The sequence below is a fragment of the Streptomyces sp. NPDC059355 genome, assembly GCF_042752335.1.
Lineage (GTDB): Bacteria > Actinomycetota > Actinomycetes > Streptomycetales > Streptomycetaceae > Streptomyces.
In genome coordinates this window covers 44397-67508 of record NZ_JBHYXN010000013.1, presented here as the reverse complement: position 1 = coordinate 67508, position 23112 = coordinate 44397, and the positions used below count along the sequence as shown (strand labels likewise).

The following is a 23112-nucleotide window of genomic DNA, read 5'->3' as shown; positions in this document are numbered from 1 at the left end:
TCCCGTCGCCGACCTCGATCCGCAGCCGGGCGGGGCTGCGGGCGTGGCTGCGGCGCAGCCTCGGTTCGCGGGGGCGCCATCCGTGCGTTCAGGATCCGATGGCCTGGCCGAAGGTGAAGAATCCGTCCGGGTCCACCCGCTTCTTGATCTCCACGAGCCGCGGATAGTTGGCGCCGTAGTACGCGGTGCGCCAGTCGGAGAGGTCGGGGTCGGTGAAGTTCTGGTACGCGCCCCGGCCCACGTGGGGCGAGACCGTCTCCCCCAGCTCCGCCAGCCAGCGCAGGTTCGCCGCCACGGCGGCCGGGCCGTCGTGCTCGGCCCAGGAGGTGTCCATGCTGACCAGGAACTGCGCCTCCCGGTGGACGAAGGCGGTGTCGGCCGGGGCCACCCGGTTGATCGCGCCGCCCCAGGTGTACAGGGCCAGCCCGCAGCCGTCCGGGTTGCCGCTGCCGGGCCGGCGGGCGAGCAGGGCCAGGACGGCGGCCACGGCCTCGGCGGGCAGCGGCCCGTCGGCGAAGTTGGTGCGTGTGGCGAAGGCCCCGGCGGAGGTCTCGTGCAGCAGGTAGTCCTTGGCCTCCCAGAACGTGCGGTCGGCGATGTCCTCGCGTACGGGCCGGGTCGCCGCGAGGACGGGGGCGAGCAGTTCCCGCAGTTCGCTCGCGGGGCCGAGGTGCAGGCCGACGGCCGACACCACGGGATCGCAGCTGTCGGCGGCGCAGACGCCGAGGCGTATCGAGAGCTCGTCCGGTGCGTGCCGCGCGGCCTCCTGTACCGCGGCGAAGGCCTCGACGGCGTCGGCCCCGTCCCACAGCAGCAGGCAGGTGGAGACGTCCGGCACGGCGGTGGCCTGGAAGGTGAGGGAGAGGTTGATGCCGAAGTTTCCGCCCCCGCCGCCGCGGCAGGCCCAGTACAGGTCCGGGTTCTCCTGGGCGTCGCAGGTCAGCACCTGTCCGTCGGCCGTCATGAGGGTGGTCCGTACGAGGGCGTCCGCGGTGAGTCCGAGCGTGCGCGAGGTGGAGGAGGAGCCGCCGCCGAGGGTGAGGCCGGCGATGCCGACGGAGGCGCCGTTGCCCAGGGCGAACGCCATCTCGTGGGGCTGGACCGCGGCGTAGACCTCGGCCATGCGGGCTCCGCCGGCGGCGGTGACGAGACCGGTGGAGCCGTCGGCGGAGACGGTGTTCAGCGCGCTGAGGTCGACGACGAGCCCGGTGGTGACGGAGTGGCCCGCGTAGCTGTGGCCGCCGCCGCGGGCGACGAGGCCGACGCCGGTGTCGCGGGCCCACTCGATGGCGTGCCGTACGTCGGCCTCGTTCGCGACGGACACCACCGCGTGCGGCGTGATCGAGGCGAAGCGGGTGTTGAACGGGGTTCCGGCCGCGCGGAACCCGGCGTCGCCGGGGCGCAGGACGCGGCCCGCCACCGTCTTCTCCAGCCGCTGCCAGTCCGCCTCGGACGCGCCGTTCACCGCACCTCCTCGATGTAGGAGATCCCGGTCGCGGCGTGCGGGCCGTAGCGCTCCCAGACCTCGCGCAGCCGCAGGCGGCCGTCCTCGGCCACCTCGGGGGTGTTGACGGTGCGTCCGCAGACCACCTCGCCGGTCGCGAACACGAGGGTGTAGCCCATGGAGAGGACGCCGTCGGGGGTGCAGGTGCCGATGGTCCAGCCGCGCCGCACCTCGCCGCCGAGGACCTCTCCCCAGACGAGGTCGCCCTGCTGGTGGTAGACGGCGACGGTCCGTACGTCGCCCTGCGGTTTGCGGAACCGGCGGCCGTCGTAGTCGATCACGGGGCATCGTCCGTGGCCGCGAGGAACTCGGCCGACATGCTCCGGCCCCACCAGATCGCGTAGTAGGAGAAGTCCTCGTCGTGTCCGTTGACGATGTGGTGCTCGATCCCGCCCTTCATCAGCGCGATGTCCCCCGCGGCGAGCTGCCGGCGGCGGCCGTTGCAGACCACCTCGGCGCGGCCCGCCATGGCGATGAACATCTCGCGTTCGTGGTGGGCGTGCGCCTCGGTCACGTCACCGGGGCGCAGGACGCACCAGGCTCCGCGGAAGGGTGTTTCCAGACCGGGCCACGGATGCAGGAGTCTGAGGTCCAGGCCGTGCTCCCGGAGCAGATGGTCCGGCTCCGCTGTGCGGATGTCCACGTCGGGCTGTTCCTGGTCGGTCAACTTTCCGCTCCGATCTACGTCTTTGACGGCCGGAATACCGTAATTCATCCATTCCGATATCCGGCGACGGGCGACGTCGATCAGGTTAGAAGCAGGCGGCTCCCTCTCGACAGGGGAACTATTCCCCAGTCGAAAGGGAATCTGCCGGATCAGCCGTGCCCCAGACCCGCGTCCCGGGCGAGCACGATGGCCTGGGACCGATCGGCCACGCCGAGTTTTCCGAATATTGCGGAAACACGGTTGCTGATGGTCTTGGACGCGAGCACGAGCTCCCGGGCGATGGCGGCATTCGATTTGCCGGCGGCGATGCGTTCCAGGACGTCCCGTTCCCGGTTGGTCAGCTGGGGGAAGGGGTAGCCGTACTGTCCGGCGGGCGCCGGACCCATGAGCGCTCCGAGCCGGTTGGCGATCGACTTGTCGACGATTCCCTCACCGGCCGCCACGGCCTGGATACCGCGCAGGATCTGGTCCGCGTCCGCGAATTTGAACAGGTAGCCGCGCGCACCGGCCTGGAGCGCCGCGGTGATCACCCGGTCGTCGTCGACCGAGCTGAAGACGAGGATGCCCGTCGCGGGCCATAACCTCAGCACTTCGGATATCACCCGCATCCCGGCGCGCACGTCCATGAGCGGGTCCAGGACGAGCACGTCGGGCCGGCAGCGGGAGGTCTCCGCCATCACCTCGTCGGCCGTGGCGGCCTCCCCGACCACGGATATCCCGCCGGACCGCTCCAGCACGGAGCGCACCCCGTGGCGGATCGCCGGCTGCGCGTCGGCGAGTACGACGGTGACGGTGGCGAGGGGTCTGGCGACGACCGCGAGGTCCCCGTCGGGCCGCCGGCCGGCGAAGTCCCTTCGCGCCTCACCCTGTGACGAGAGTGGCCAGAGCAGCCCCTTGATGTCTGTTGTCTGATGCATTTCTGCCTTCCCCCCGACTCGATCTTTTACGGCGGCTCAGGGCCGACCGGCCGTTACCAGAATGGTGCACGGGCCAGTCTTACCGCAACGGTCGGGGGGATATCCGTATGGCGCGATAACTATGTCGCCAACGACATTCACATCCGGCCACGTCAGATTTCTGCGGACTCTGCCATTCCTACCTCTTGTGCCCGGCGGAGAATTGCTTCCCGGTCCCTCCAATGCGCCCAGAACGCTCCTGTGTATCCGAGTCCGCTGAGACTGGTAAGGAACGGATTGTCCGCGTAGTTGTTGTCGTGCTCGCTCATGCCCGCCAGCGTCGGCAGCATGACCCTGTGGTGGTCGCGCGGGTCCACGAGCTCCCAGAGCAGTTCCACGGACCGGCGCCGCAGCCCGGACGGGTCGTCGACCGTTTCGGCGTCCTCCAGGAGGTCCGGCGAGAAGTAGCAGACGAGGCGGAAGTTGCCCGACGCGTCGAACATGAACTGCCGCTCGTACTCCACCGGGCCCGAACACCGGGCGAGCGGCTTCAGCACGATCGGCTCGGTGGCCGTATTCGACTGGAGTCCGGGCACCGTCCGCACCCCGTCGCACTGCTCGGCGATCGCGATGCCGAGCGGCGTGTACGGGAAGAGCCGCAGCCCCAGCGAGAAACCGGTGACGGTGGCGTCCAGTGCCATGAACGCCTCGACGCATTCGCGCATGGTCTGCGAGGTCTCGCCCGGCATGCCGAACAGCGCCTCGACCATCGTCATCATGCCGTTGGCGTGACACAGCCGGACGAGGTTCTCGGTATCGGCGAAGGAGTAGTACGTGGTGCCCTTCTCCGTGACCTTCCAGCCGCGCAGCATCTCCTGGCGCACGTGGTCGGAGCCGACGTTCACCCCGCGGCACCCCGCGGCCGCGAGCAGCCGCGCGAACTCCTCGTCGAACGGCGAGGGCTGGCAGTAGACCCACAGGCGCAGCTCGTTCAGCGGATTGCCGGGGTCGGCGTGCTTGCGCCGGACGATCTCGCGCAGCAGCGATTTCGCGTGGGAGATGGACAGGTTGAACTCGCTGTCGGTGGTGTGCTGGTCGAGGATTCCCTGTGCGGCGAGCGACTGCATCTCGTCGACCACGGCGGCGATGTCGCGCCGGCCGAACCGGGTGCCCTTCGCGTCCGGCTCGACGCAGTGCGAACAGCGGTAGGTGCAGCCGTTCTTGGTGAGGATTCCGGCCAGCCCGCCGCGCTGGTAGTACAGCAGGTTGTCCACCTTGTGCGGCGAGCCGGAGCGGCGCCGGTACGTCCCGGCCCGGTCCACCTGCCACACCCGGTCCTCGAACTGCCCGCCGGGCAGCGGGGGCGCGCTGCGCCGGGGCGCCGGGTTCAGCGCCGGCGGCGGTACGCGGGTGACCCCCTCCCCCGTGTTGCGCAGCAGCCCGGACACCGTGCCCGTGTCGCGGCCGGTGACCAGCGCGTCGGCGAGGTCGCAGATGATCTGCTCGCCGGGGCCCTTGACGCCGAAATCGATGCCGAAGTAGTCGACCAGCGCGAAGGGCATGGAGGAGAAGCCGATGCCGCCGCCGACGATCGGCGCGTCGGTCAGCCGCCTGATCTCGGTGATGATCTCCTTGTGCTCCCCGATGAAGGGGCGCTGCTCGAATGCGTAGACCGTGTCGGTGTTGCGTATCGTGACGCCCACCAGCAAGGGGCTGCGCGCCCCGAAGTACTCGCAGAGGTACGACTTCCAGTCCTCCCGGTGAAACGTCAGGTCGACCACCTCGACGTCGAAGTCGGCGGCCTCCAACGAGGTGGTGAGCACGTCGAGCGCGTAGGGCGCGATCGGCGGGTGCACCTTGTTGGGATTGACCAATAACACGAGCCCTCTGCCCATCGGTTTCTTCTCCCCTTACTTGACGATGCCGAGGCAGATGCCGAATTCGGGCTTCGCGCCGAGCAGATATGCGCCGGCCGACTGGAGAATGCGGTCCTGCGCGGTGGCGTGCTGGCACATGGTGGTGGTGTCGCGCATCCAGCGCTCCATGGGCGACGACTGGTGGATCGACCAGGTCTGGAGCAGGTCGAAGAGCCGGCTGACGATCGACCGCGAGGTACGGAAGGCGTGCACCCAGGCGATCGGCGACGCGGCGCGCTCCTCGGGGGTGAGGTCGTCCAGAGTGCCCCCGGCGGCCAGCACCTCCCACTGGCGCCGCTGGCTCCCGTACACCCCGCCCCGGGTGGCGAGGAGGTCCGCCTCGCACTCGGCCAGCGTGACCTGGGTCCGGAAGTGGTCCTTCCACGCGACCCCGGTCATCCGGTCGACCCGGGTCAGGGCGATCTCCCGCGCATGGTCCAGGGCGGCCCGGGCCACCCCGAGCGCCACCCCGCACATGCTGCGCGTGAAGGCGTCAGGCTGGGCGAGCGGGCCGGGCCGGCCCCGTACCTTCCCGAAGCTGTAGGTGTGCTCCTCGGGGACGAAGACGTCGGCCATCGTGTAGTCGCAGCTGCCGGTGCCGCGCATCCCCATGGTGTGCCAGTTGTCGATGACCTCCACCTGGGCCCGGGACACCAGGAACTGCTTCGACTCGTGCGGATTGCTGCCGTCCGGGCTCGCGTAGGGCTTGCCGTCCTCGTAGACGAACGCGCCCGAGGTCACCCAGTCGCAGTGGGTGATCCCGCTGCCGAACGACCAGCGGCCGGAGAGCCGGAAACCGCCGGGAACCCGCTCGGCGTGCCCCGTCGGCTGCAGCAGTCCGGCCATGATCGTGTCCGGGGTCGGGAAGATCTCCTTGGCCACCGTCTCGTCGAGGAAGGCGCTGAAGATGCCGCCGCTCGCGCCCATCACCGTGCACCAGGCCGCGGAGGCGTCCCCGTGCGCCAGCGTCTCGACGAGCTCGGTCTGCTCCATCGTGGTCAGGGCCAGGCCGCCCAGCTCGCGGCCGAAGGCCATCCGGAACACCCCGGCGTCGCGCAGCATGTCCACCACGTCCGCCGGGAGCCGCCGCGCCTCTTCGATCTCCGCCGACCGCTGCCGCAGCAGCGGCGCCAGCTCCTTCGCGCGGGCGAGGAGCTCCGCCGCGGTGGCGGGCACCCCGGCCCCCGGGGTCCGGGTCATGGTCATGTGATCGCCTTTCACTTGGCCCTACTTGACGATGCCGAGGCTCATCCGGAATTTGGGCGGCCGGCCCAGCAGGTAGGCGCCGCCGGACTCGAGGATCAGGTCCGAGGCGGCGACGTGCTGGCACATGGTCGCGGTGTCGCGCATCCAGCGGTCCATCGGCGAGGACCGGTTGATCGACCAGGCCTGCAGCAGGTCGTACAGCCGGTTCACGATCGCCCGCGAGGTGCGGAAGGCGTGCACCCAGGCCAGTGAGGACGCGGCCCGTTCGGTGGCGGTGAGATCGTCCAGCGTGCCGCCGCCGGCCAGCACGTCCCAGTGCCGCTGCGAGCTGCTGTGGACGCCGCTGCGGGCGGCGTTGAACTCCGCCTCGCACTCGGCGAGGGTGACCTGCACCCGGAAGGTGTCCGCCCACACCGTGCCGGTCATCTTGTCCACCCGGGTCAGCGCGGTCTCCCGGGCGTGGTCCAGCGCGGCCCTGGCCACCCCGAGCGGCACCGCGCACAGGCTGCGCATGAAGGAGTCGGGCTGGGCGATCGGGGTGTCGGTGCGGCCCCGCACCTTGTAGAAGGTGTACGTGTGCTCCTCGGGCACGAACACGTCGGTGATCGTGTAGTCGCTGCTCCCGCTGCCGCACAGGCCGGTGGTGTCCCAGTTCCCGACGACCCCGACCTCGTGGGCCGGCACCAGGAACTGGCGCGACGCGTGCGCGTTGCTGCCGTCCGGACTCGCCCACGGCTTGCCGTCCTGGTAGATGAACGCCCCGGAGGTCACCCAGTCGGCATGGGTGATCCCGCTGCCGAACGACCAGCGGCCGGACAGCCGGAAGCCGCCGGGTACCCGCTCGGCGTGCCCGGCGGGCGCGATCAGCCCGGCGGTGATCATGTCCAGGCCCGGGAACACCTCCTTGACCACGGCGGGGTCCAGGAAGTTGCTGATCGCCCCGGTCATCGCGCCGATCGCCGCACACCAGCCGGCCGAGGCGTCCCCGTAGGCCAGCGTCTCCACCACCTCGGCCTGCTGCATCGACGTCAGCTCGGGGCCGCCCCACTCGGGCCCGAAGCACATCCGGAACACTCCGGTGGCGCGCAGCATGTCCACGATGTCCGGCGGGAGTTGCCGAGCCCGTTCGATCTCCGCCGACCGCTCCCGCAACCGCGGAGCCAGTGCCTTGGCCCGCTCCAGGATCTCCGCCGCGGTGGTGGGTGCTTCGGTGCCCGGGTTCCGGGTCGTACTCATGCGTTCCCCCTCAGGTGGTGGTGTGTGCCGGTCATTCGTCCACGTCGAGCAGGCCGGCCGGCATCTCGAACGGCGCGTCCGGGTCCGGTGGGCCGATCGGCTCCGCGTCCAGCTCGACGAGATCGGCCGCCGCATCGAGCCGGTCCAGGCAGGTCTGCGTGTCGTCGGCCTCGCACACCACGAAGGAGTGGCGTGCCAGGTAGCCGCCCGGGGGCAGCCGGAGGGTGGTGCCGGGCTCGGACATCGGCGCGGCGGCGACCAGGCCGGGCGCCTCGGCCGGCACGGTGACCGAGCGCAGCAGGCAGTCCCGCTCGGGGTAGCCGAACCGGATGCCGGCGACGGCCCGCCGGGTGGGCCGGGTGTCCGGACGCTGCCCGGTGGCCACGTCGAACAGCACCTCGCCCGGTTCGATGCCGGTGGCGGTCCGGCCCAGGAAGGGGATCAGGTCCCCGCCGAGCCGGCCGTTGATCTCGATGATCAGCGGGCCGCGGTCGGTCAGCCGGACCTCGCTGTGGGTGATGCCGTCCTCGATGCCGAGCACCTGGTGCGCACGGGCCAGGGTGCGCATCAGCTCGGCGTCGGCCATCAGCGGGTCGGCCGCGTCGACGAGGTGCCCGACCTCCTCGAAGTACGGCTGGTCGCTGCTGTGTTTGCGGGCCACGAACAGCGGGAGGTACTCGCCCTTGTGGACGGCGCCGTCGATGCTGATCTCCGGTCCGGGCGCGTAGCCCTCGACGATGGCGCTGGCCCGGTAGGGCCCCGGGTCGACCTCGCTCGCGGCCAGCGCGATCCGGAACGCCGCGTCCAGCTCGCCCTCGTCGGCGGCGAACACGACGCCGATGCTGGCGCCCATCGCACGCGGTTTGATGACGACGGGGTAGCCGATCCGTTCGGCCGCCGCCCGGGCCTGCGCGGCGGTGGTGGTCAGCTCGAACCCCGGCTGGAGGAGGCCGGCGGCGGACAGCTCCGCCCGGGTGAGCCGCTTGTCGCGGCAGCCGCGTACGCCGGGCACGGACAGCCCCGGCACCCCGAACTCGGCGGCGAGGAGCCCGGCGTCCAGGACCAGTGGCTCGTCCCAGCACATCAGGCCGACGATGCGACGGCGGGCGGCGACCTTGCGGGCCGCGGCGCCCATCGCCTCGGTGTCGAAGACGTTGGCGACGACGATCTCGTCGAAGTACTCGCGCTGCCAGGTCGGGTTGAGGTTGTTCAGCAGCACCATGTCCAGGCCCGCCGCGCGGGCGCGGCGGCGGATCGGTGCGACGAGGTACTCGCGGTACACCTTCAGCCCGCTGCCGATGACGAGCAGGGTTCCCTTCTCGGTGGTCATCGCGCGCTCCCGCCTTCGGTGTCGGCGCGGCGGGCGAGCAGGTCGGCGAGGATGTCGTGCGAGCGGTTCGCGAGGACGCTGATGAGGGAGTCGGCGATGCCGTGGGTCTCCTCGTTGACCCCCTGGAGGTAGACGGCGCCCCGTGCCGTGTCGCCCAGTCGCACCCGGTGGGCGCGGCTGACCTCGACCTCCTCGATCCCGACGCGCGCCGCCAACTCCCGTACGAGAGCTGGTTTTCGGGGGTCGTAGCCGGTGCCGAGGAGTACCAGGTCGCAGCGCAGGGGCTCGGTCTTGCCGCTGAGGCGGTCCCGCAGGTCGAGTACGACGTCCCCGTCCTCGACGCGGGCTCCGACGACCTCGGTCATCGCGCGGACCTCGGAGCGCTGCGGGCCCAGGGCCTTCTGCCGGTAGAGCATCGTGTACAGCTCGTCGAGGAACGGCGGCGCCAGACCCGCGTAGTTCGTCAGCCGCATCTCGTCGAGGACCTGCGCCCGGACCTCCGCGGGACTGTCGTAGAACTCGTCCACGAAGGACGGGAAGAACAGCTCGTTGACGAACTTGCTGGTCTGGTAGTTCTGCAGTCCGATCGAGCGGACCAGCATGGTCACCCGGCTCTGCGGGAGGTTCTCGTGCAGCGCGTAGAACATCTCCGCGGCGCTCTGCGCCCCGCCGACCACCACGGCGCGGACCGGCTCGTCCTTCGGGATCTCGCCCATGCGGGTCCGGTACTGGGCGCTGTGGATCAGCCGGTCGGCCGGCAGGCCGGCGAAGACCTCCGGTACGCGCGGGTCGCGGCCACCCCCGACGACGAGGTCCCGGCAGCGGATCTCGTCCCCGTCGGTGAGCAGCACGCTCCACCCGGAGACGGAGCCGTCCTCGGCCAGTACCGGGTCGACGCGCGCGGCCCGCGCCCCGTACTGGATCCGCACCCGCTTCAGCGAGGCGGCGACCCACTGGAGGTAGTCGGAGAACTCCCACCGGTACGGGTGGAAGGTGCCCAGGTTGATGAACTCGTCCAACCTCCCCTGCTCGTGGAGGAAGTTCAGAAAGGTGAACCTGCTCGACGGATTGCGCAGCGTCACCAGGTCCTTCAGGAAGGACACCTGGCTGCGTGCCCAGGGCATCAGCAGGTCGCGCTGCCATTTGATGTCCGGACTCTGCTCCAACAGCAGTGTTCCGTCGGCCAGTTCGGGCGAGCCCGACTCCTCGATGGCCACCGCGAGCGCCAGATTCGCCGGGCCCGCGCCGATCGCCAGTACCCCGGCCTCCCGCACCGTCACGCTTCCTCCTCGATGTCGATCCGGACCGCGGCCGCGGCGGCCTCGGCCCGCCGCAGTGCCTCGGCAGAGCTGTCGGCGGTGGCCATGACGATCCCCGCCCGGTCCCAGGAGTGGCGCAGCCCCGTGAACCGGTCCCCCGGCTCGGCGGTGACCGCGACCAGGAACACGCCGTCGACGCGCCGGGCGTCCTCGACGCCGTGCACGGCCGCGACCCGGCCCGGACCGGTGGCCAGGAAGCGTACGGCGGCTCCGCCCTTGGCCCGCCGGGGCAGTCCGGCCGGCGGTTCCTCGCCCTTCAGCACCGCGTAGTAGCTGCGCATGAGCTCTACGGGGTAGGCCAGTTGGATGGTGTCGACGATGCCCCCGCCGGCGAGCCGGCCCGCGCATTCCACGAGGTACGGGACGCCGCCGGAGACGATCCACTCGCAGTGCACGATCCCGTCGCGGAAGCCGACGGCCGCGACCACGCGCGCGGTCTGCGCGCCGAGCGTCCGGGTGAGCTCCTGCGGTATGTCGGCCGGCACGATGTGCGCCATCTCCACCGGGTGGGGACCGGGGAAGAGCTGTTTGCCGGTGACGTTGACGAACAGCGGGTGTCCGTCGCGTACGAGCATCTCGACGCTGAACTCCGGCCCTTCGACGTACTCCTCGGCGAGCATGGAGAGTTCCATGGGCCGGTCGGGCACGAAGACGCCCTCGTCCTGGACGAGGCAGTCGGCCCAGGCCCGTTCGACTTCGGCCGGGTCGTGGATCACCCGGGTTCCCACGGTGGCCTGCCGGTTGGCGGGTTTCAGCACCACGGGCCCGTCCTGGCCGCGCAGGAACTCCCGTACGCCGTCGGGGCCGTTCACCCGGACACTCGCCGGGTTGGCGATGCCCGCCGCCGCGCTGACCTGGCGCAACAGCGCCTTGTCGCGCAGGATCTGCGCTGCCCCGAGGCCGGAGCCGGGCAGGCCGTAGCGCTCCGCGAGGCGGGCGGCGAACGGGGTCGCGTACTCGATCGCCGGAACGATCGCGACGGGGGCGAGGTCGGGGTGGGCGTTGTGGAACTCGTCGGCCTTGCCGGCCAGGTGGTACTCCCACTCGATCAGGCCGCGGACGAAGGCCACTCCGTCGAGCTGCTCGCGCACGTGCCGCTTGCGGACGACGTCGGGCTCCTCGATGTAGATGACCGAGTCGTCCGGCTGGAACTCCCCGATCGCGGCGAGCGTGACGCCCACGAACCCCACGATCAGGACGGGCCCGGTGGCCGTCCGCGGCTGCCGCCGGTCGCTCATGAGGTGCCTCCGACGACTTCGGGCTCGCCCTCGGTGCGCGGGCCCGCGTCCTTGGCCGGGTCCGGCTCGGACGGCTGCCGTACGCCGGCCAGGGCGAGGAATCCGGCCGCGGCGGTCACGATCCCGCACAGGAGCCAGAACCCGCCGCCGAGCCGGGTCCAGAGGAAGACGCCGAACAGCGGCGCGAGGGCGGAGGCCGCCCCGCCGACGGCCTGCATGGTGCCGATGTAGCGGGCCTTGACCGCCGCGGGGAAGGTCGCCGGGTGGGCGAACATGCTCGGGGCGGCGATCATGATCCCGAAGACGACCAGGACCGCTCCGGCGATGGTGAACGCGCCGGACCGGGAGGACAGTCCGTAGACGGCGAGGCCGACGGCCTCCACCAGGTGGCCGGTGATCACCCGTACGTGCTTGGGCAGCCTGCTGAGGTACGCGGTGATCTTGAGCTCGCAGGTGATCAGCACGACGGAGGACACCGTGAGAACGGTGCTGTAGAAGCTGGTCGGGTAGTGGTCCGCGGCGAGTTGCAGCGGCAGGGCGATGTGGCCCTGGGCGTAGGTGAGCGAGCCGAGCAGGATGGCGCCCAGGTAGAGCAGGTACTTCCGGTCGCGGAGCATCGCGGCGTACGCGGAGCCGCTGTCGGCGGCCGGCGCGGGCGCGGCGGCACCGGTCCCGGTCCCGGTCCCGGTCTCGGCTCCCGATGCTTGCGGCTCGGCGCCTTCCCGGGCCGCCTCCGCCTCCTCCCGTGCATGCGGGGCCTGCTTCGGGAGCAGGGCGAAGGCCAGCAGCGCGTAGACCAGCGCGGTCCCGCCGTCGATCCAGAAGAGCAGGTCCCAGTCGACCAGGATGACGACCGCGGCGATCAGCGGGGCCAGGGCGGCGCCGATGTTCAGCGCGATGCGCATCATCGAGAACGCCATGACCTGGTACCGCTCCGGCATCAGGTCGCTGAGCAGTACGGCGGCCGCCGGCCGGTACGCCTGGGTGAACAGGCCCGCGAGCCCGACCACCACCAGCAGCGGCCACAGCATCCCCGGCCCGCTCAGCCAGGAGATCGACCCCACCAGCGGGGCCGAGGCCGCCATGGCCGTCATGATCGTGGTCCGGGGGCCGAACCGGTGGGTGATCTCGGCGCCCAGCATCGTGCCGAAGATCGAACCGATGCTGTACGCGACGAGCGCCAGTCCCGCCGCGCTGACCGACGCACCGCGGAAGGTCAGGTACAGCACGAGGAACGTCTGGACGAACGCCCCGAGTTGGTTGACGAGTACGCCGCCGAGGAGATAGCGGACCGGTGTCGGTGTCGCCTTCAGCGCGTCGAACACCCGGACCTGAGCATCGTCCGTCATGCCGCCCCTTCCCTGGAATCCCTCAAGTCGCCCACGTTGCTGCGGTCGTTCAGGACGCCGGCGATGTGGCCCGCGACGAGCGGAGCCGAAGCGAATCCGGAGCCGCCGCACGCGGCCCGCGCCCAGACGGCGGGGCCCACACGGACCAGCCGCGGACCGCCCGTCTCCGCCTCGGCCGCGTAGTGGCAGGTCTTCACGGCGGCCACGGTGTAGCGGTCCAGGCCGGTCAGCGGGGCCGCCGCGGCCAGCCGCTCCGTCCACGGCGCCTGGTCCTCGGCGTCGCCGCCCACGGTGGTGTCCACCGCGCGGCAGACCGCGTCGGAGCTGATCTTCAGGAGCGTGCCGTCCCCGGGAGGCACCGCCCACCCCCGGCCGTCCGGGCCGAGGCCCCCGGCCGCGGGTGCCCGCTCCCACCACCGCGCGGCATCCGGCGGCGGGTGCAGGTAGACCATGGTCTGGCGGTGCAGGACGACCGGCTGCTTCCCGACCAGGTCGCGGGTCCACGGGCCGGCCGCGACGAGGACGAGATCGGCGGCCGGCCGCTCCCCGCCGGACAGCCGCACCCCGGCGCGGTCCGTGTCGATCCCGGTCACCTCGCAGTACGGCCGCAGCGTGACCGCCGGATGCGCGCCGAGCCACCGGGCCGCGGCCTCCAGGGCCCGGGCCGCGAGCAGCACTCCGCCGGCCGTGTCCAGTACGCCTGCCGAGTCCGGCGGGAACTCCAGGTACGGCAGCTCTCGCGGTTCCACGGTCCGTACGCGGCTCCCCGCCGCGGCGGCCGCCGCGGCCAGCACCGGGAGGCGCTCGCGGGGCCAGGAGGAGACCACGCCGACCGGGCGGAACAAGCGGGTCCCGAACAGGGTCTCCAGTTCCCGCCAGCGGCGGTGGGCCGCGGTCATCCGCCGGGTCGCGTCCGCGTCGTCCGGGCCGAGCGTGCGGATGACCCGGTGCTGGTCGTACGAGCCGGACCGCGGATTGGGGATCGGTCCCCTGTCCAGCACGCTCACGCGGTGCCCGGCCAGCGCGCACTCCACCGCGGTCAGCAGCCCGGTGACGCCCGCGCCCACGACCACGACCGCCGCGCTCACCGCCGCGGCTCCGCCAGGCGCGGCAGCCGTACGGGGGTGAACTCCGTGGCGTGCGGCGCGGCGGGGATCGCGCGGTCCGGGAGGGCCTGCCCGGCCAGGTCGATCAGGAGCGGCGCGGCGCAGCGCAGGAACACGTCGACCTCGTGGCAGAAGTCTCCGGCGTCGACCGGTCCCGCCTCCCAGCGGTCCAGCCGGGCCAGCTGCTCGGACAGGGTGAAGGCGGCCGCGGTCAGGTTGAAGCGGCGGATGTCGTATGCGGCGGCGAAGCGCTCCAGGAGGCGCGCGGCCGCGTCCCGGGACCGCTGGGACACCGGCAGGGGGCCTTGGCCGGCCCAGCGGTCGATCTTGTCGGCGACCCGGTTCCACGGCTGTACGAGCCGTTCACCGGTCACCCGGGCCAGTGCCTCGCGGGTGAAGTTGGTGCGCTGGAAGTCCGGGCTGGTAGCGGCGAGATGGAACCGGATGACGTCCCGGGGCACCTCGGCGGCCAGTTCCCGGCCCGATACGACGTGGCCGCGGCTGGTGGAGAATTTGTCGTGGTCGAGCTCGTAGAACTCGTTGGTGACGAAGTGATCGGGCAGGACGTAGCCGCCCAGTGCCTCCAGCATGGCCGCCCCTACGACGGCGAAGGCGAATCCGGCGTCGGACCCGAAGAAGTACACGACCTTGTTGCCGGTCTCGGAGAGCCACAACTCGTCCTCGGCAGCCAGCACTTCGCCTCGCTGCTCGGCGGCCAGCGCGGTGCCGTGCATGCTCCACGCGATGGTCTCGGCATCCGCGTAGATCACCTGGCCGGCGACCTCGGGGAAAGGCGCGGGGATCCCCCAGGCGATGGGGAGCGTCACGGGATAGTCCGGGAGCGGCCGGGCGAGGATCTCCTCGATCATCTGCGCCAGGCGGGGGCGCATCGTCGCGCTCTGCCGGGCGAAGTACGCCGTGAGCGCCTCGCGGTGGTCTTCGAGCGGCAGCACCAGCACCTGCTGCTCGCGCAGTTCGACCAGGTCCTCGGGGTGCAGGGTGGAGCGCGGGTCGATCAGGTCGCCGGAGGCGATCCAGTGGCCGCAGTTCTCGCAGAGTCCGGCGCACCCGTCGGCGAGGCACACCGGGCAGCCCCCGCGGACGTACGCGTCCGTGAGGAACTCGCCGGTGCGCGGCGCGTACGGGAACATGACGCCCTGCAGCCGGAGTTTGCCGCGGCTGTGCAGGCGCTCGAAGAAGGTCCGGACCGTCTTGACGTACCGGTCACCGAACCTGACGAACCCGTCGGGCACGATGCCCATGGCCGTCAGGGTCTCCTCCACCTGCCCGGCCGAGCGGACGCGCAGGTCTTCCGGCGCCACGCCCAGTCGGCGGGCGGTGGTCACGATGTAGTTCTGGGTGAAGTGCACGCCCGTGCCGAACAGCACGTCGTGGCCCGCGGCGCGGGCGTACCGCGCGCACACGTCGGCGGCGAGGAACGGGCCGGCCAGGTGGCCGAGGTGCAGGTCCCCGTTGGCCGTCGGGCCGGGGGCGATGACCAGTGTCCGCTCCATCAGGCGCTCCTGGATCCGGTGCTGCCGCCGGCGCGGCGGGCGAGCAGGTCGGTGAGGATGTCCTGGGAGCGGTGGGCGAGGACGCTGATGAGGGAGTCGGCGATGCCGTGGGTCTCCTCGTTGACGCCCTGGAGGTAGACGGCTCCCCAGGCCGACTCGCCGAGTTCCACCCGGTGGGCGCGGCTGACCTCGACCGCCTCGATCCCGACGCGCGCCGCCAACTCCCGTACGAGGGCTGGTTTTCGGGGGTCGTAGCCGGTGCCGAGCAGTACGAGGTCGCAGCGCAGCGGTTCGGTCTTGCCGCTGAGGCGGTCCCGCAGGTCCAGGACCACTTCCCCGTCCTCGACGCGGGCTCCGACGACCTCGGTCATCGCGCGGACCTCGGACCGCTGCGGGCCCAGGGCCTTCTGCCGGTAGAGCATCGTGTACAGCTCGTCGAGGAACGGCGGCGCCAGACCCGCGTAATTCGTGAACCGCATTTCGTCCAGCAGCTGCGCCCTTACTTCCGGCGGACTGTCGTAGAACTCGTCCACGAAGGAAGGGAAGAACAATTCGTTGACGAATTTGCTGGTCTGGTAGGTCTGCAGTCCGATCGAGCGGACCAGCATGGTCACCCGGCTCTGCGGGAGGTTTTCGTGCAGCGCGTAGAACATCTCCGCGGCGCTCTGCGCCCCGCCGACCACCACGGCGCGGACCGGCTCGTCCCGCGCAATCCCCGCGATCCGGGTCCGGTACTGCGCACTGTGGATCAGCCGGTCGGCCGGAAGGGCGGAGAACACTTCCGGTACGCGCGGGTCGCGGCCACCCCCGACGACGAGGTCCCGGCAGCGGATCTCGTCCCCGTCCGTCAGCAGCACGCTCCACCCGGACACCGAGCCGTCCGCCCCGCACACCGGATCCACCTGCGCCGCCCGCGCGCCGTAGCGGATCTCCACCCGCTCCAACGACTTCGCGACCCACTGGAGGTAGTCCGAGAACTCCCACCGGAACGGGTGGAAGGTGCCCAGGTTCACGAACTCGTCCAACCGGCCGTGTTCATGGAGGAAGTTGAGGAACGTGAACCTGCTCGACGGATTCCGCAACGTCACCAGGTCCTTGAGGAAGGACACCTGGCTCCGCGCCCACGGCATCAGCAGATCGCGCTGCCATTTGACGTCCGGACTCTGCTCCAACAGCAGCGTTCCGTCCGCCAATTCGGCCGAACCCGACTCCTCGATGGCCACCGCGAGCGCCAAATTCGCCGGACCGGCACCTATCGCCAGAACACCGACCTCCCTAACAGCCACACTTCCCCCTCGAACGCTGTGATCCCAGTCGCGGGCAGGCAGTAGCGAGGCTAGATTTCCGCCGTTCCCGAGAGATAGGGGAACTTGCCCCGTCGAGCGGGGAATCTGGGCGGGGAAGGGGCTGCGGGGAAACCGGGGCGTCAGGACACCGGTGCGGGATCGCTCCCCTTCGCGGTACGGGATGCGGCCGGCGCCGTGCCCGACACCTCCGCGGTCTCCGCGGTCTCCGCGTCCTTCACGGCCTCTGCGGCCTCCATGGCCTCCAACCGCCGCAGTCCGGTTCGCCGTTGGACCACGGAGACGCCCGCGACGGCCGCTCCGAGCGCCAGCCAGCCCGCCGGCCCGGCCACCATCACCACACCCGTCAGCAGCATCGGCCCGGCCGACTTCTGGATGGACTGGGACATGCCCGCCACCCCCAGGTACGAGGCCCTCGCGTCCCGGGGCGCGAGGGAGACGGCCAGCTCCCAGGAGCTCACCGAGCGCAGCAGCTCCGCGGCGGTGACCAGCACGGCGGCGGCCAGCAGGGCGATCGAGGCGGCCCAGGCCCCGTGTTCGGGGGTGAGGGCCAGCAGCACGCAGCAGCCGAGCAGGGTCAGCCCGTACAGCCCGGCCGCTCCGGCGGCCTCGCGCGGCCGCCGGACCCTCGCCGACACGGTCATCTGCAGGGCCACGACGAGCACGGTGTTGATGATGAGGAAGGCCGGGACCACGGCGTGCGGGGCGTCGGTGTGCTCGATCAGCCACAGCGGCAGCCCGACCCCCAGGATCGAGTCGTCCAGGCACAGCGGGATGTCCAGGAGGACGAACCGGAGGTAGCCGCGGTCCCGCCAGGGGTTCGCACCCGGCCGTCCCGCCCCGGGCACGTCAGCGGCCTCGGCGACCGCCTCCCCGTGGCCGTGCCGCTGCTCCCGGGTCCGCCACACCAGCGCCGCGGCCAGGACGAACGACAGCGCGTTGCCCAGGATCAGGACCTGGTACGCCTCGCGCGTGCCCACGGCGAGTCCGATGGCGGCGAGGCCCGCGCCGACCGCGTACCCGGCGTTCGCCACGCTGCGCGACAGCGCCTGGTACGTGCCGCGCCGCTCGCCCGCCGCCCGGGTGGCGAAGAGCATCTCCAGCATCTTGGCCGCCCGGTCGCCGAGCGAGGTGACGGCGACCACGAGCAGCAGGACCTCGAAGCGGGTGAACACGAGCAGCGCGCAGATCGTGCCCAGGCGCAGCAGGTGGCAGCCGATCAGCAGCGCACGGGCGGGGAAGCGGGCGGCCAGGTGCCCCGCCAGCGGCGAACCGGCGATGCCCGCGACCCCGGCAGCGCCGAGCAGCAGGCCCACCTGCCGCCCGTCCAGCCCGACCACGAAGGTGAAGAACAGGACGCAGGACGCGCCCCACACCCCCGTCCCGGCGCGGTCGAGCAGCTGGGCGAAGAGCATGATCCGGGCGTCCCGGCCGCCGGGCGGACGGCGCAGCTGCGCCAGCAGCCCGATCCCGCCCTCCCGGAGCCCCCGCTCCCCGCGGTCCTTCCGCTTCCCCGCCCCGCGCCGCCAGATCATTCCGGGCCCTCCGCATCCCCCGCCAAAGTATCTCGATGTCGAGATATCTCGCGGTAGCCTGCCGGAAATCAATCTTGACGTCAAGATAAATCTGCGCGGGCATCCGTGACGCCCGCCGCCGGAGGCCGCCACCGCGGCGATACGCTGGGCGCACGGACGAGGGGAGCAGTCGTGACCGACCGCAAGCCACCGGGCGTCAGCTTCGAGTCATGGGTGGACCGTCAGATCAGGGAGGCCGCCGAGCGCGGCGAGTTCGAGCGGCTCCCGGGCTACGGCAAGCCCCTGGCCTCGATCGACGCCCCGTACGACGAGCTGTGGTGGATCAAGGGCAAGATGCACCGAGAGGGGTTCGCCGCCCTGCCGCCCGCGCTCGCCCTGCGCAAGGAGGCCGAGGACGCCTTGGAGGCGGTCCGCACCGCCCGGTCGGATCGCGAGGCCCGGGCCGTCCTCACCGAGATCAACGAGAAGATCCGCGCCGCGCTGCGCAGGCCGCCACCCGGCCCGCCCCTGCGCCTCGCCGAATTCGACGTCGATGCCGTCCTCGCCACCCGGCTCGAGGGCCGGACCGGCTGATGGCGCGCCCGGGCCCGGTCGTGGCGGCTCTCCCGGCCGCGGACCACCGACAGTGCTACAAATGGTTCGTGACCCATCCTTGCAACCCGTGCCGGGGACGTCGGTGCGGTCACTGAGCCACAAGCGCCCGCGCAGCGTCGCCCGACAGGTATTCGTCCTTCAGGTGGCGATCGTGGTGCTGCTCGCCGCCGGTGCGGTGCTGGCCCTCGTACTCCAGTCCCGGCACGACGTGGACCGGGAGGCCCGGACCCGTTCGGTGGCGGTCGCGCAGACCTTCGCCCATTCGCTCGGGCTGCGCCAGGCCCTCCTGGCTCCGCACCCCTCCGCGATCCTCCAGCCGCTCACCGAGGTGACGCGCAAGGACGCCGGGGTGGACTTCATCGTCGTGATGAACGACCAGGGGGTCCGCTACACCCATCCGCTCCCCGACCGCATCGGCAAACAGTTCGTGGGCACCATCGCGCCCTCACTGGCCGGCGAGGTGTACACCGAGAGCGTGAAGGGACCTCTGGGTCAGGAGATCCAGGCCGTGGTGCCCGTCTTCGCCGACCCCTACAAGGACGGCGGCAAGGTCGTGGCGCTGGTGTCGGCCGGCCTCACGGTGAAGAACGTCACCGGCGTGTTCCAGCGGCAGCTGCCCCTCATCCTCGGTACCAGCGCGGTCGGGATCGCCCTCGCCACCGCCGGCGCGGCGCTGATCAGCCGGCGCCTGCGCCGCCAGACCCGCGGGCTCGGCCCCCTCGAGATGACCCGCATGTACGAACACCACGACGCGGTGCTGCACTCCGTGCGCGAGGGGGTGCTGATCACCGACGGCGGCGGCCGGCTCCTCCTCGCCAACGACGAGGCGAAACGTCTGCTCAGGCTCCCGCCCGACGCCGAGGGGCAGCACATCCGGGAGCTGTCGGGGCTCGACCCGCAGATGGCCGACCTCCTGCTGTCCGGCCGGGAGACCACCGACGAGGTGCACGAGGCCGGGGACCGGCTGCTGGTCATCAACCAGCGTGCGACCCGCCCCCGCGGCAGGCCCGAGGGCACGGCGGTCACCATCCGGGACTCGACCGAGATGCAGGTGCTCAGCACCCGCGCCGAGGCCGCCCGCAAACGGCTCAGGCTGCTGTACGACGCGGGGGTCGGCGTCGGCACCACCCTGGACGTGCAGCAGACGGCCCAGGAGCTCGCGGACGTGGCCGTACCGCGCTTCGCGGACTTCGTCACCGTCGACCTGGCGGAGCCGGTGCTGCTCGGCGACGAGCCCACCGCCGTCAAGTCCGACCTGCGGCGCACCGGGGTCAGCGGGATCCGGGACGACGTCCCGCTCTACCCGCGCGGCCGGCTGATCGACTTCCTTCCCTCCACCCCGCAGGCGCGCGGACTCAGCAGCGGCCACGCGGAGCTCGTGACCAACCTGGCCGACGCCCCGGGCTGGCACGCCCAGGACCCGCCGCGGGCCAAGGCCATCGTCGACTACGGCGTCCACTCCCTGATCACGGTCCCGCTCAAGGCCCGCGGCTCAGCCCTCGGCGTGGTCAACTTCTGGCGCTCGGAGAAGGAGGCCTTCGACGAGGAGGACCTGACGGTGGCGGAGGAGCTCGTCGCCCGCGCCGGGGTCAGCATCGACAACGCGCGCCGGTACACGCGCGAGCACGCCCTGGCCGTGACCCTCCAGCGCAGCCTGCTGCCGCGCGACCTGCCCGAGCTGAGCGCCGTGGAGGTCGCGCACTACTACCTGCCCGCTCAGTCCGGGGTGGGCGGCGACTGGTTCGACGTGATCCCGCTCCCGGGCGCCCGCGTCGCCCTCGTCGTCGGCGACGTCGTCGGGCACGGTCTGCACGCCGCCGCGTCCATGGGCCGGCTGCGTACGGCCGTGCTGAACTTCTCGTCCCTGGACCTGCCGCCCGACGAGCTCCTCGCCCGCCTCGACGACCTGGTCCAGTACATCGACCAGAGCGCGGCGGGCGGCGACGGCACCGAGGGCGGTCTGATCGGCGCCACCTGCCTGTACGCCGTGTACGACGCGGTGACCCAGCGCTGCACGGTGGCACGGGCCGGCCACATGCCGCCGGCGGTGGTGCGCCCGGACGGCACCGTGGAGATCCCGGAGCTGCCGGCGGGCGCACCGCTGGGCCTCGGCGGGTTCCCGTTCGAATCGGCGGAGCTGGACCTGAGCGAGGGCACCCAGCTGGTGCTGTACACCGACGGGCTGATCGAGGACCGGGCCCGCGACATCGACGAGGGGCTCGTCCTGCTCCGCTCGGCCCTGGCGCACGCGGACCGCAGCCCCGAGGAGACCTGCCGGGCGGTCCTCGCGGAGCTGCTGCCGGTGCGCCCGCGCGACGACGTGGCCCTGCTGGTCGCCCGGACGTCGGCGCTGCCGGCCGACCGGATCGCCGAGTGGGAGGTCCCGTTCGAGCCGAGCGCGGTCGGGGCCATGCGGGCCGTCGCCATGGAGAAGCTGGAGGAGTGGGGCCTGTCGGAGCTCACCTTCGGGACGGAGCTGGTGCTGAGCGAGCTGATCACGAACGCGATCCGGCACGGCGCCGCGCCGGTCCGCGTACGGCTCCTGCACGACCGGGTGCTGACCTGCGAGGTCTTCGACGGCAGCAGCAGCTCCCCGCGGCTGCACTACGCCAAGACCGAGGACGAGGGAGGCCGCGGCCTCTTCCTGGTGGCCCAGCTCAGCCGCCGCTGGGGAGCGCGCTACACACCGGAGGGCAAGGTCATCTGGTCGGAGCAGTCGCTGCCGGATCCGGAGGAGACCGACCCGGCGTGACCGGGGCCGGCCCTCCGGCCCGGCGCTGCCTCAGGCGAGGTCCAGGAGCTGCTCGTGGAAACCGCCGAAGCCGTGCGGTTCGTCGACCAGATGGATCTCCAGGATCCAGTGGCAGCTCCACCCGGCCCGGTCGGTGCGGCGCAGCGGGGTGTCGTTGTCCGGCGTGATGTACGACTCCGCCCGGGCGCCGTCGATCGTCTCGTGCGGGAACTCCCCGACCAGGTGTCCGGCGTGCCATCCGCCCAGTGTCCAGCCCGCCTCCGCGGCGAGCCGCTCCACCTGCGTGTACAGCTGCTTCCCGGTGATGTGCGGGTCGGCCCGGAAGGCCGCGCGGCCCGCCGTGAACACCGTGGCCAGGTCGTCCCTGAGCCGGTGCTTGACCGGATCGGACCCGAAGACGAAGGTGCGGCCGAAGTCCGCCTCGTACTCCTCGAAGATCGGGCCGAAGTCGGCGAACGCGATGTCGTCCTCGCCGATGACCCGGTCCGGCGGGTTCTCCTTGTAGGGGACCAGGGTGTTCGGGCCGGAGCGGACGATCCGCTTGTGCCAGTGCTTCGTGGTCCCGAACATCTCGTTGGCGAGGTCCCGGATCCGGTCGCTGACCTCCCGCTCCGCGGCGCCGGGCGCCACCAGCCCCCGCGCCTCGATCTCCGAGAACAGGGCCTCGGCCTTGCGCTGGGCCTCGACCAGACCCAGGACGCGCAGTCGTTCGTCCATGCGGTCAGGTACCTCCATCGTGGTGCTCCTCTGTCCGGTGCTCGGGTATCGCGCGCACGATGACGAGCGACCCCTCGTAGAACGGCCGGCTGCGCAGGTGCCCGAAGCGCTCGTCCCACGCGCCGGAGTCGAGGTCGTCCCGCAGCCGGGTGGTGAACCGCTCCCGCACGCCGTCGTCGACGAAGCTCCAGGCGGAGCAGGCCTGCCGGGCCGCGGGGTCGAGCAGCATCTCGGGACGGCCGTAGTAGGCCTCGTTGAACCCGTCGGTGCAGTCCAGCGGGACGGGTACGGTCCGCACCGTCCCCGTGCCGCCGAGGGCCGCCGCCATCTTCTCGAGCGGCGGGTAGCGGCGGGCCTCGGTGTCGAGGACCTCGGGCGCGTACTCGTACAGCCAGAAGTCGCGCACGCGGTCGGGGTCGCAGGTCAGCACGACCGCCGGGCCGCGGGTCACCCGGCGCATCTCGCGCAGGCCCGCCTCGACGTCGCTCCACTGGTGGACGCTGAACAAGGTCATCGACCCGTCGAACTCCCCGTCCGCGAACGGCAGGTCCTCCGCGACCGCGTCCACGGCCCGCGGCAGCGCCGCCGAGCGCCGGGCCCGCATCGACAGGGACGGCTCGACCGGGGTCACCGCGGTGGCCGCGGACTCGTACGATCCGGCCCCGGCGCCGATGTTGACCACGGTGCGGGCCCCTTCGAGCGCATCGGCGATGAACCGGGCGATGCGGGGATCGGGGCGGCGGAAGTCCGCGTGGCCCGAGCCGATGGCGCCGCGGTCGACCTCGCCGGCGCTGCCGTCCCAGCTGCGTACATCCATGGATCCATACCTCGCCTTGTGAGCAGGAGTCGGAGCGTTGCCCCCCGGGCGGTGGCCTCCCCCATAGTGCATCTGCAAGGTCACTCCCGTAAATCTGTTGGCAGATGCCTGG

At 71.7% G+C, this 23112-nt stretch carries 19 protein-coding genes; 2 read left to right on the top strand and 17 right to left on the bottom strand.

What is annotated here, in order from left to right:
• Positions 1-88: 88 nt before the first annotated feature.
• From ACFXGI_RS15225 to ACFXGI_RS15155, 15 genes are all read right to left on the bottom strand, one after another.
• A complete protein-coding gene (locus ACFXGI_RS15225; protein ID WP_384706092.1) occupies positions 89-1465 on the bottom strand; it encodes an FAD-binding oxidoreductase in 1377 nt (458 codons plus the stop codon).
• Positions 1462-1785: a hypothetical protein gene (locus ACFXGI_RS15220; RefSeq protein ID WP_384706090.1), complete on the bottom strand. Its 324-nt coding sequence runs from the start codon at positions 1783-1785 to the stop codon at positions 1462-1464. The genes ACFXGI_RS15225 and ACFXGI_RS15220 overlap by 4 nt, the downstream gene beginning before the upstream one ends.
• Complete coding sequence (locus ACFXGI_RS15215) at positions 1782-2171, bottom strand: cupin domain-containing protein (protein WP_384706088.1); 390 nt, start codon at positions 2169-2171, stop codon at positions 1782-1784. The genes ACFXGI_RS15220 and ACFXGI_RS15215 overlap by 4 nt, the downstream gene beginning before the upstream one ends.
• A 149-nt stretch (positions 2172-2320) precedes the next feature.
• Positions 2321-3088: a response regulator gene (locus tag ACFXGI_RS15210; protein ID WP_384706086.1), complete on the bottom strand. Its 768-nt coding sequence runs from the start codon at positions 3086-3088 to the stop codon at positions 2321-2323.
• 152 nt (positions 3089-3240) lie between these two features.
• Positions 3241-4962, bottom strand: a complete 1722-nt coding sequence (gene tsrT, locus ACFXGI_RS15205) for a tryptophan 2-C-methyltransferase (RefSeq protein ID WP_384706084.1) — start codon at positions 4960-4962, stop codon at positions 3241-3243.
• 15 nt (positions 4963-4977) lie between these two features.
• On the bottom strand, positions 4978-6189 hold the full coding sequence (locus ACFXGI_RS15200; RefSeq protein ID WP_384706082.1) for an acyl-CoA dehydrogenase family protein: 1212 nt from the start codon (positions 6187-6189) through the stop codon (positions 4978-4980).
• Between the two features lie 21 nt (positions 6190-6210).
• Complete coding sequence (locus tag ACFXGI_RS15195) at positions 6211-7425, bottom strand: acyl-CoA dehydrogenase family protein (RefSeq protein WP_384706080.1); 1215 nt, start codon at positions 7423-7425, stop codon at positions 6211-6213.
• 31 nt (positions 7426-7456) lie between these two features.
• Positions 7457-8755, bottom strand: coding sequence for an ATP-grasp domain-containing protein (locus ACFXGI_RS15190; protein ID WP_384706078.1), 1299 nt, complete (start codon positions 8753-8755; stop codon positions 7457-7459).
• Positions 8752-10035: a lysine N(6)-hydroxylase/L-ornithine N(5)-oxygenase family protein gene (locus ACFXGI_RS15185; protein ID WP_384706076.1), complete on the bottom strand. Its 1284-nt coding sequence runs from the start codon at positions 10033-10035 to the stop codon at positions 8752-8754. Before ACFXGI_RS15185 ends, ACFXGI_RS15190 begins: the two co-directional genes overlap by 4 nt.
• Positions 10032-11312: an ATP-grasp domain-containing protein gene (locus tag ACFXGI_RS15180; protein ID WP_384706074.1), complete on the bottom strand. Its 1281-nt coding sequence runs from the start codon at positions 11310-11312 to the stop codon at positions 10032-10034. The genes ACFXGI_RS15185 and ACFXGI_RS15180 overlap by 4 nt, the downstream gene beginning before the upstream one ends.
• Complete coding sequence (locus tag ACFXGI_RS15175) at positions 11309-12661, bottom strand: MFS transporter (protein ID WP_384706072.1); 1353 nt, start codon at positions 12659-12661, stop codon at positions 11309-11311. Before ACFXGI_RS15175 ends, ACFXGI_RS15180 begins: the two co-directional genes overlap by 4 nt.
• Entirely contained in the window at positions 12658-13749 is a 1092-nt protein-coding gene (locus tag ACFXGI_RS15170) for an FAD-dependent oxidoreductase (RefSeq protein ID WP_384706070.1), read from the bottom strand. The genes ACFXGI_RS15175 and ACFXGI_RS15170 overlap by 4 nt, the downstream gene beginning before the upstream one ends.
• Positions 13746-15281, bottom strand: coding sequence for a class I tRNA ligase family protein (locus ACFXGI_RS15165; protein ID WP_384706068.1), 1536 nt, complete (start codon positions 15279-15281; stop codon positions 13746-13748). The genes ACFXGI_RS15170 and ACFXGI_RS15165 overlap by 4 nt, the downstream gene beginning before the upstream one ends.
• On the bottom strand, positions 15281-16567 hold the full coding sequence (locus ACFXGI_RS15160) for a lysine N(6)-hydroxylase/L-ornithine N(5)-oxygenase family protein (protein WP_384706066.1): 1287 nt from the start codon (positions 16565-16567) through the stop codon (positions 15281-15283). Before ACFXGI_RS15160 ends, ACFXGI_RS15165 begins: the two co-directional genes overlap by 1 nt.
• 140 nt (positions 16568-16707) lie before the next feature.
• On the bottom strand, positions 16708-18120 hold the full coding sequence (locus ACFXGI_RS15155; RefSeq protein ID WP_384706064.1) for an MFS transporter: 1413 nt from the start codon (positions 18118-18120) through the stop codon (positions 16708-16710).
• A 171-nt stretch (positions 18121-18291) separates the two neighbouring features.
• On the opposite strand from ACFXGI_RS15155, the gene ACFXGI_RS15150 reads away from it, so the two are divergent.
• Both ACFXGI_RS15150 and ACFXGI_RS15145 read left to right on the top strand, forming a co-directional pair.
• Complete coding sequence (locus ACFXGI_RS15150; RefSeq protein WP_384706062.1) at positions 18292-18693, top strand: DUF1992 domain-containing protein; 402 nt, start codon at positions 18292-18294, stop codon at positions 18691-18693.
• Positions 18694-18754: 61 nt separating this feature from the next.
• Complete coding sequence (locus ACFXGI_RS15145) at positions 18755-21466, top strand: SpoIIE family protein phosphatase (RefSeq protein ID WP_384706060.1); 2712 nt, start codon at positions 18755-18757, stop codon at positions 21464-21466.
• 30 nt (positions 21467-21496) lie between these two features.
• Here the strand turns inward: ACFXGI_RS15145 and ACFXGI_RS15140 are convergent, their stop codons facing one another.
• Together ACFXGI_RS15140 and ACFXGI_RS15135 are read right to left on the bottom strand one after the other, a co-directional pair.
• Entirely contained in the window at positions 21497-22201 is a 705-nt protein-coding gene (locus tag ACFXGI_RS15140) for a M24 family metallopeptidase (protein WP_384706058.1), read from the bottom strand.
• Entirely contained in the window at positions 22188-23000 is an 813-nt protein-coding gene (locus ACFXGI_RS15135; RefSeq protein WP_384706056.1) for a class I SAM-dependent methyltransferase, read from the bottom strand. Before ACFXGI_RS15135 ends, ACFXGI_RS15140 begins: the two co-directional genes overlap by 14 nt.
• Positions 23001-23112: the final 112 nt, after the last annotated feature.

Coding starts and splice junctions, on each gene's coding strand:
- ACFXGI_RS15190 (WP_384706078.1), bottom strand. CDS start 8,755: ATGACCACCGAGAAGGGAACCCTGCTCGTCATCGGCAGCGGGCTGAAG.
- ACFXGI_RS15145 (WP_384706060.1), top strand. CDS start 18,755: ATGGTTCGTGACCCATCCTTGCAACCCGTGCCGGGGACGTCGGTGCGG.
- ACFXGI_RS15135 (WP_384706056.1), bottom strand. CDS start 23,000: ATGGATGTACGCAGCTGGGACGGCAGCGCCGGCGAGGTCGACCGCGGC.
- tsrT (WP_384706084.1), bottom strand. CDS start 4,962: ATGGGCAGAGGGCTCGTGTTATTGGTCAATCCCAACAAGGTGCACCCG.
- ACFXGI_RS15210 (WP_384706086.1), bottom strand. CDS start 3,088: ATGCATCAGACAACAGACATCAAGGGGCTGCTCTGGCCACTCTCGTCA.
- ACFXGI_RS15155 (WP_384706064.1), bottom strand. CDS start 18,120: ATGATCTGGCGGCGCGGGGCGGGGAAGCGGAAGGACCGCGGGGAGCGG.
- ACFXGI_RS15200 (WP_384706082.1), bottom strand. CDS start 6,189: ATGACCATGACCCGGACCCCGGGGGCCGGGGTGCCCGCCACCGCGGCG.
- ACFXGI_RS15165 (WP_384706068.1), bottom strand. CDS start 15,281: ATGGAGCGGACACTGGTCATCGCCCCCGGCCCGACGGCCAACGGGGAC.
- ACFXGI_RS15175 (WP_384706072.1), bottom strand. CDS start 12,661: ATGACGGACGATGCTCAGGTCCGGGTGTTCGACGCGCTGAAGGCGACA.
- ACFXGI_RS15140 (WP_384706058.1), bottom strand. CDS start 22,201: ATGGAGGTACCTGACCGCATGGACGAACGACTGCGCGTCCTGGGTCTG.
- ACFXGI_RS15180 (WP_384706074.1), bottom strand. CDS start 11,312: ATGAGCGACCGGCGGCAGCCGCGGACGGCCACCGGGCCCGTCCTGATC.
- ACFXGI_RS15195 (WP_384706080.1), bottom strand. CDS start 7,425: ATGAGTACGACCCGGAACCCGGGCACCGAAGCACCCACCACCGCGGCG.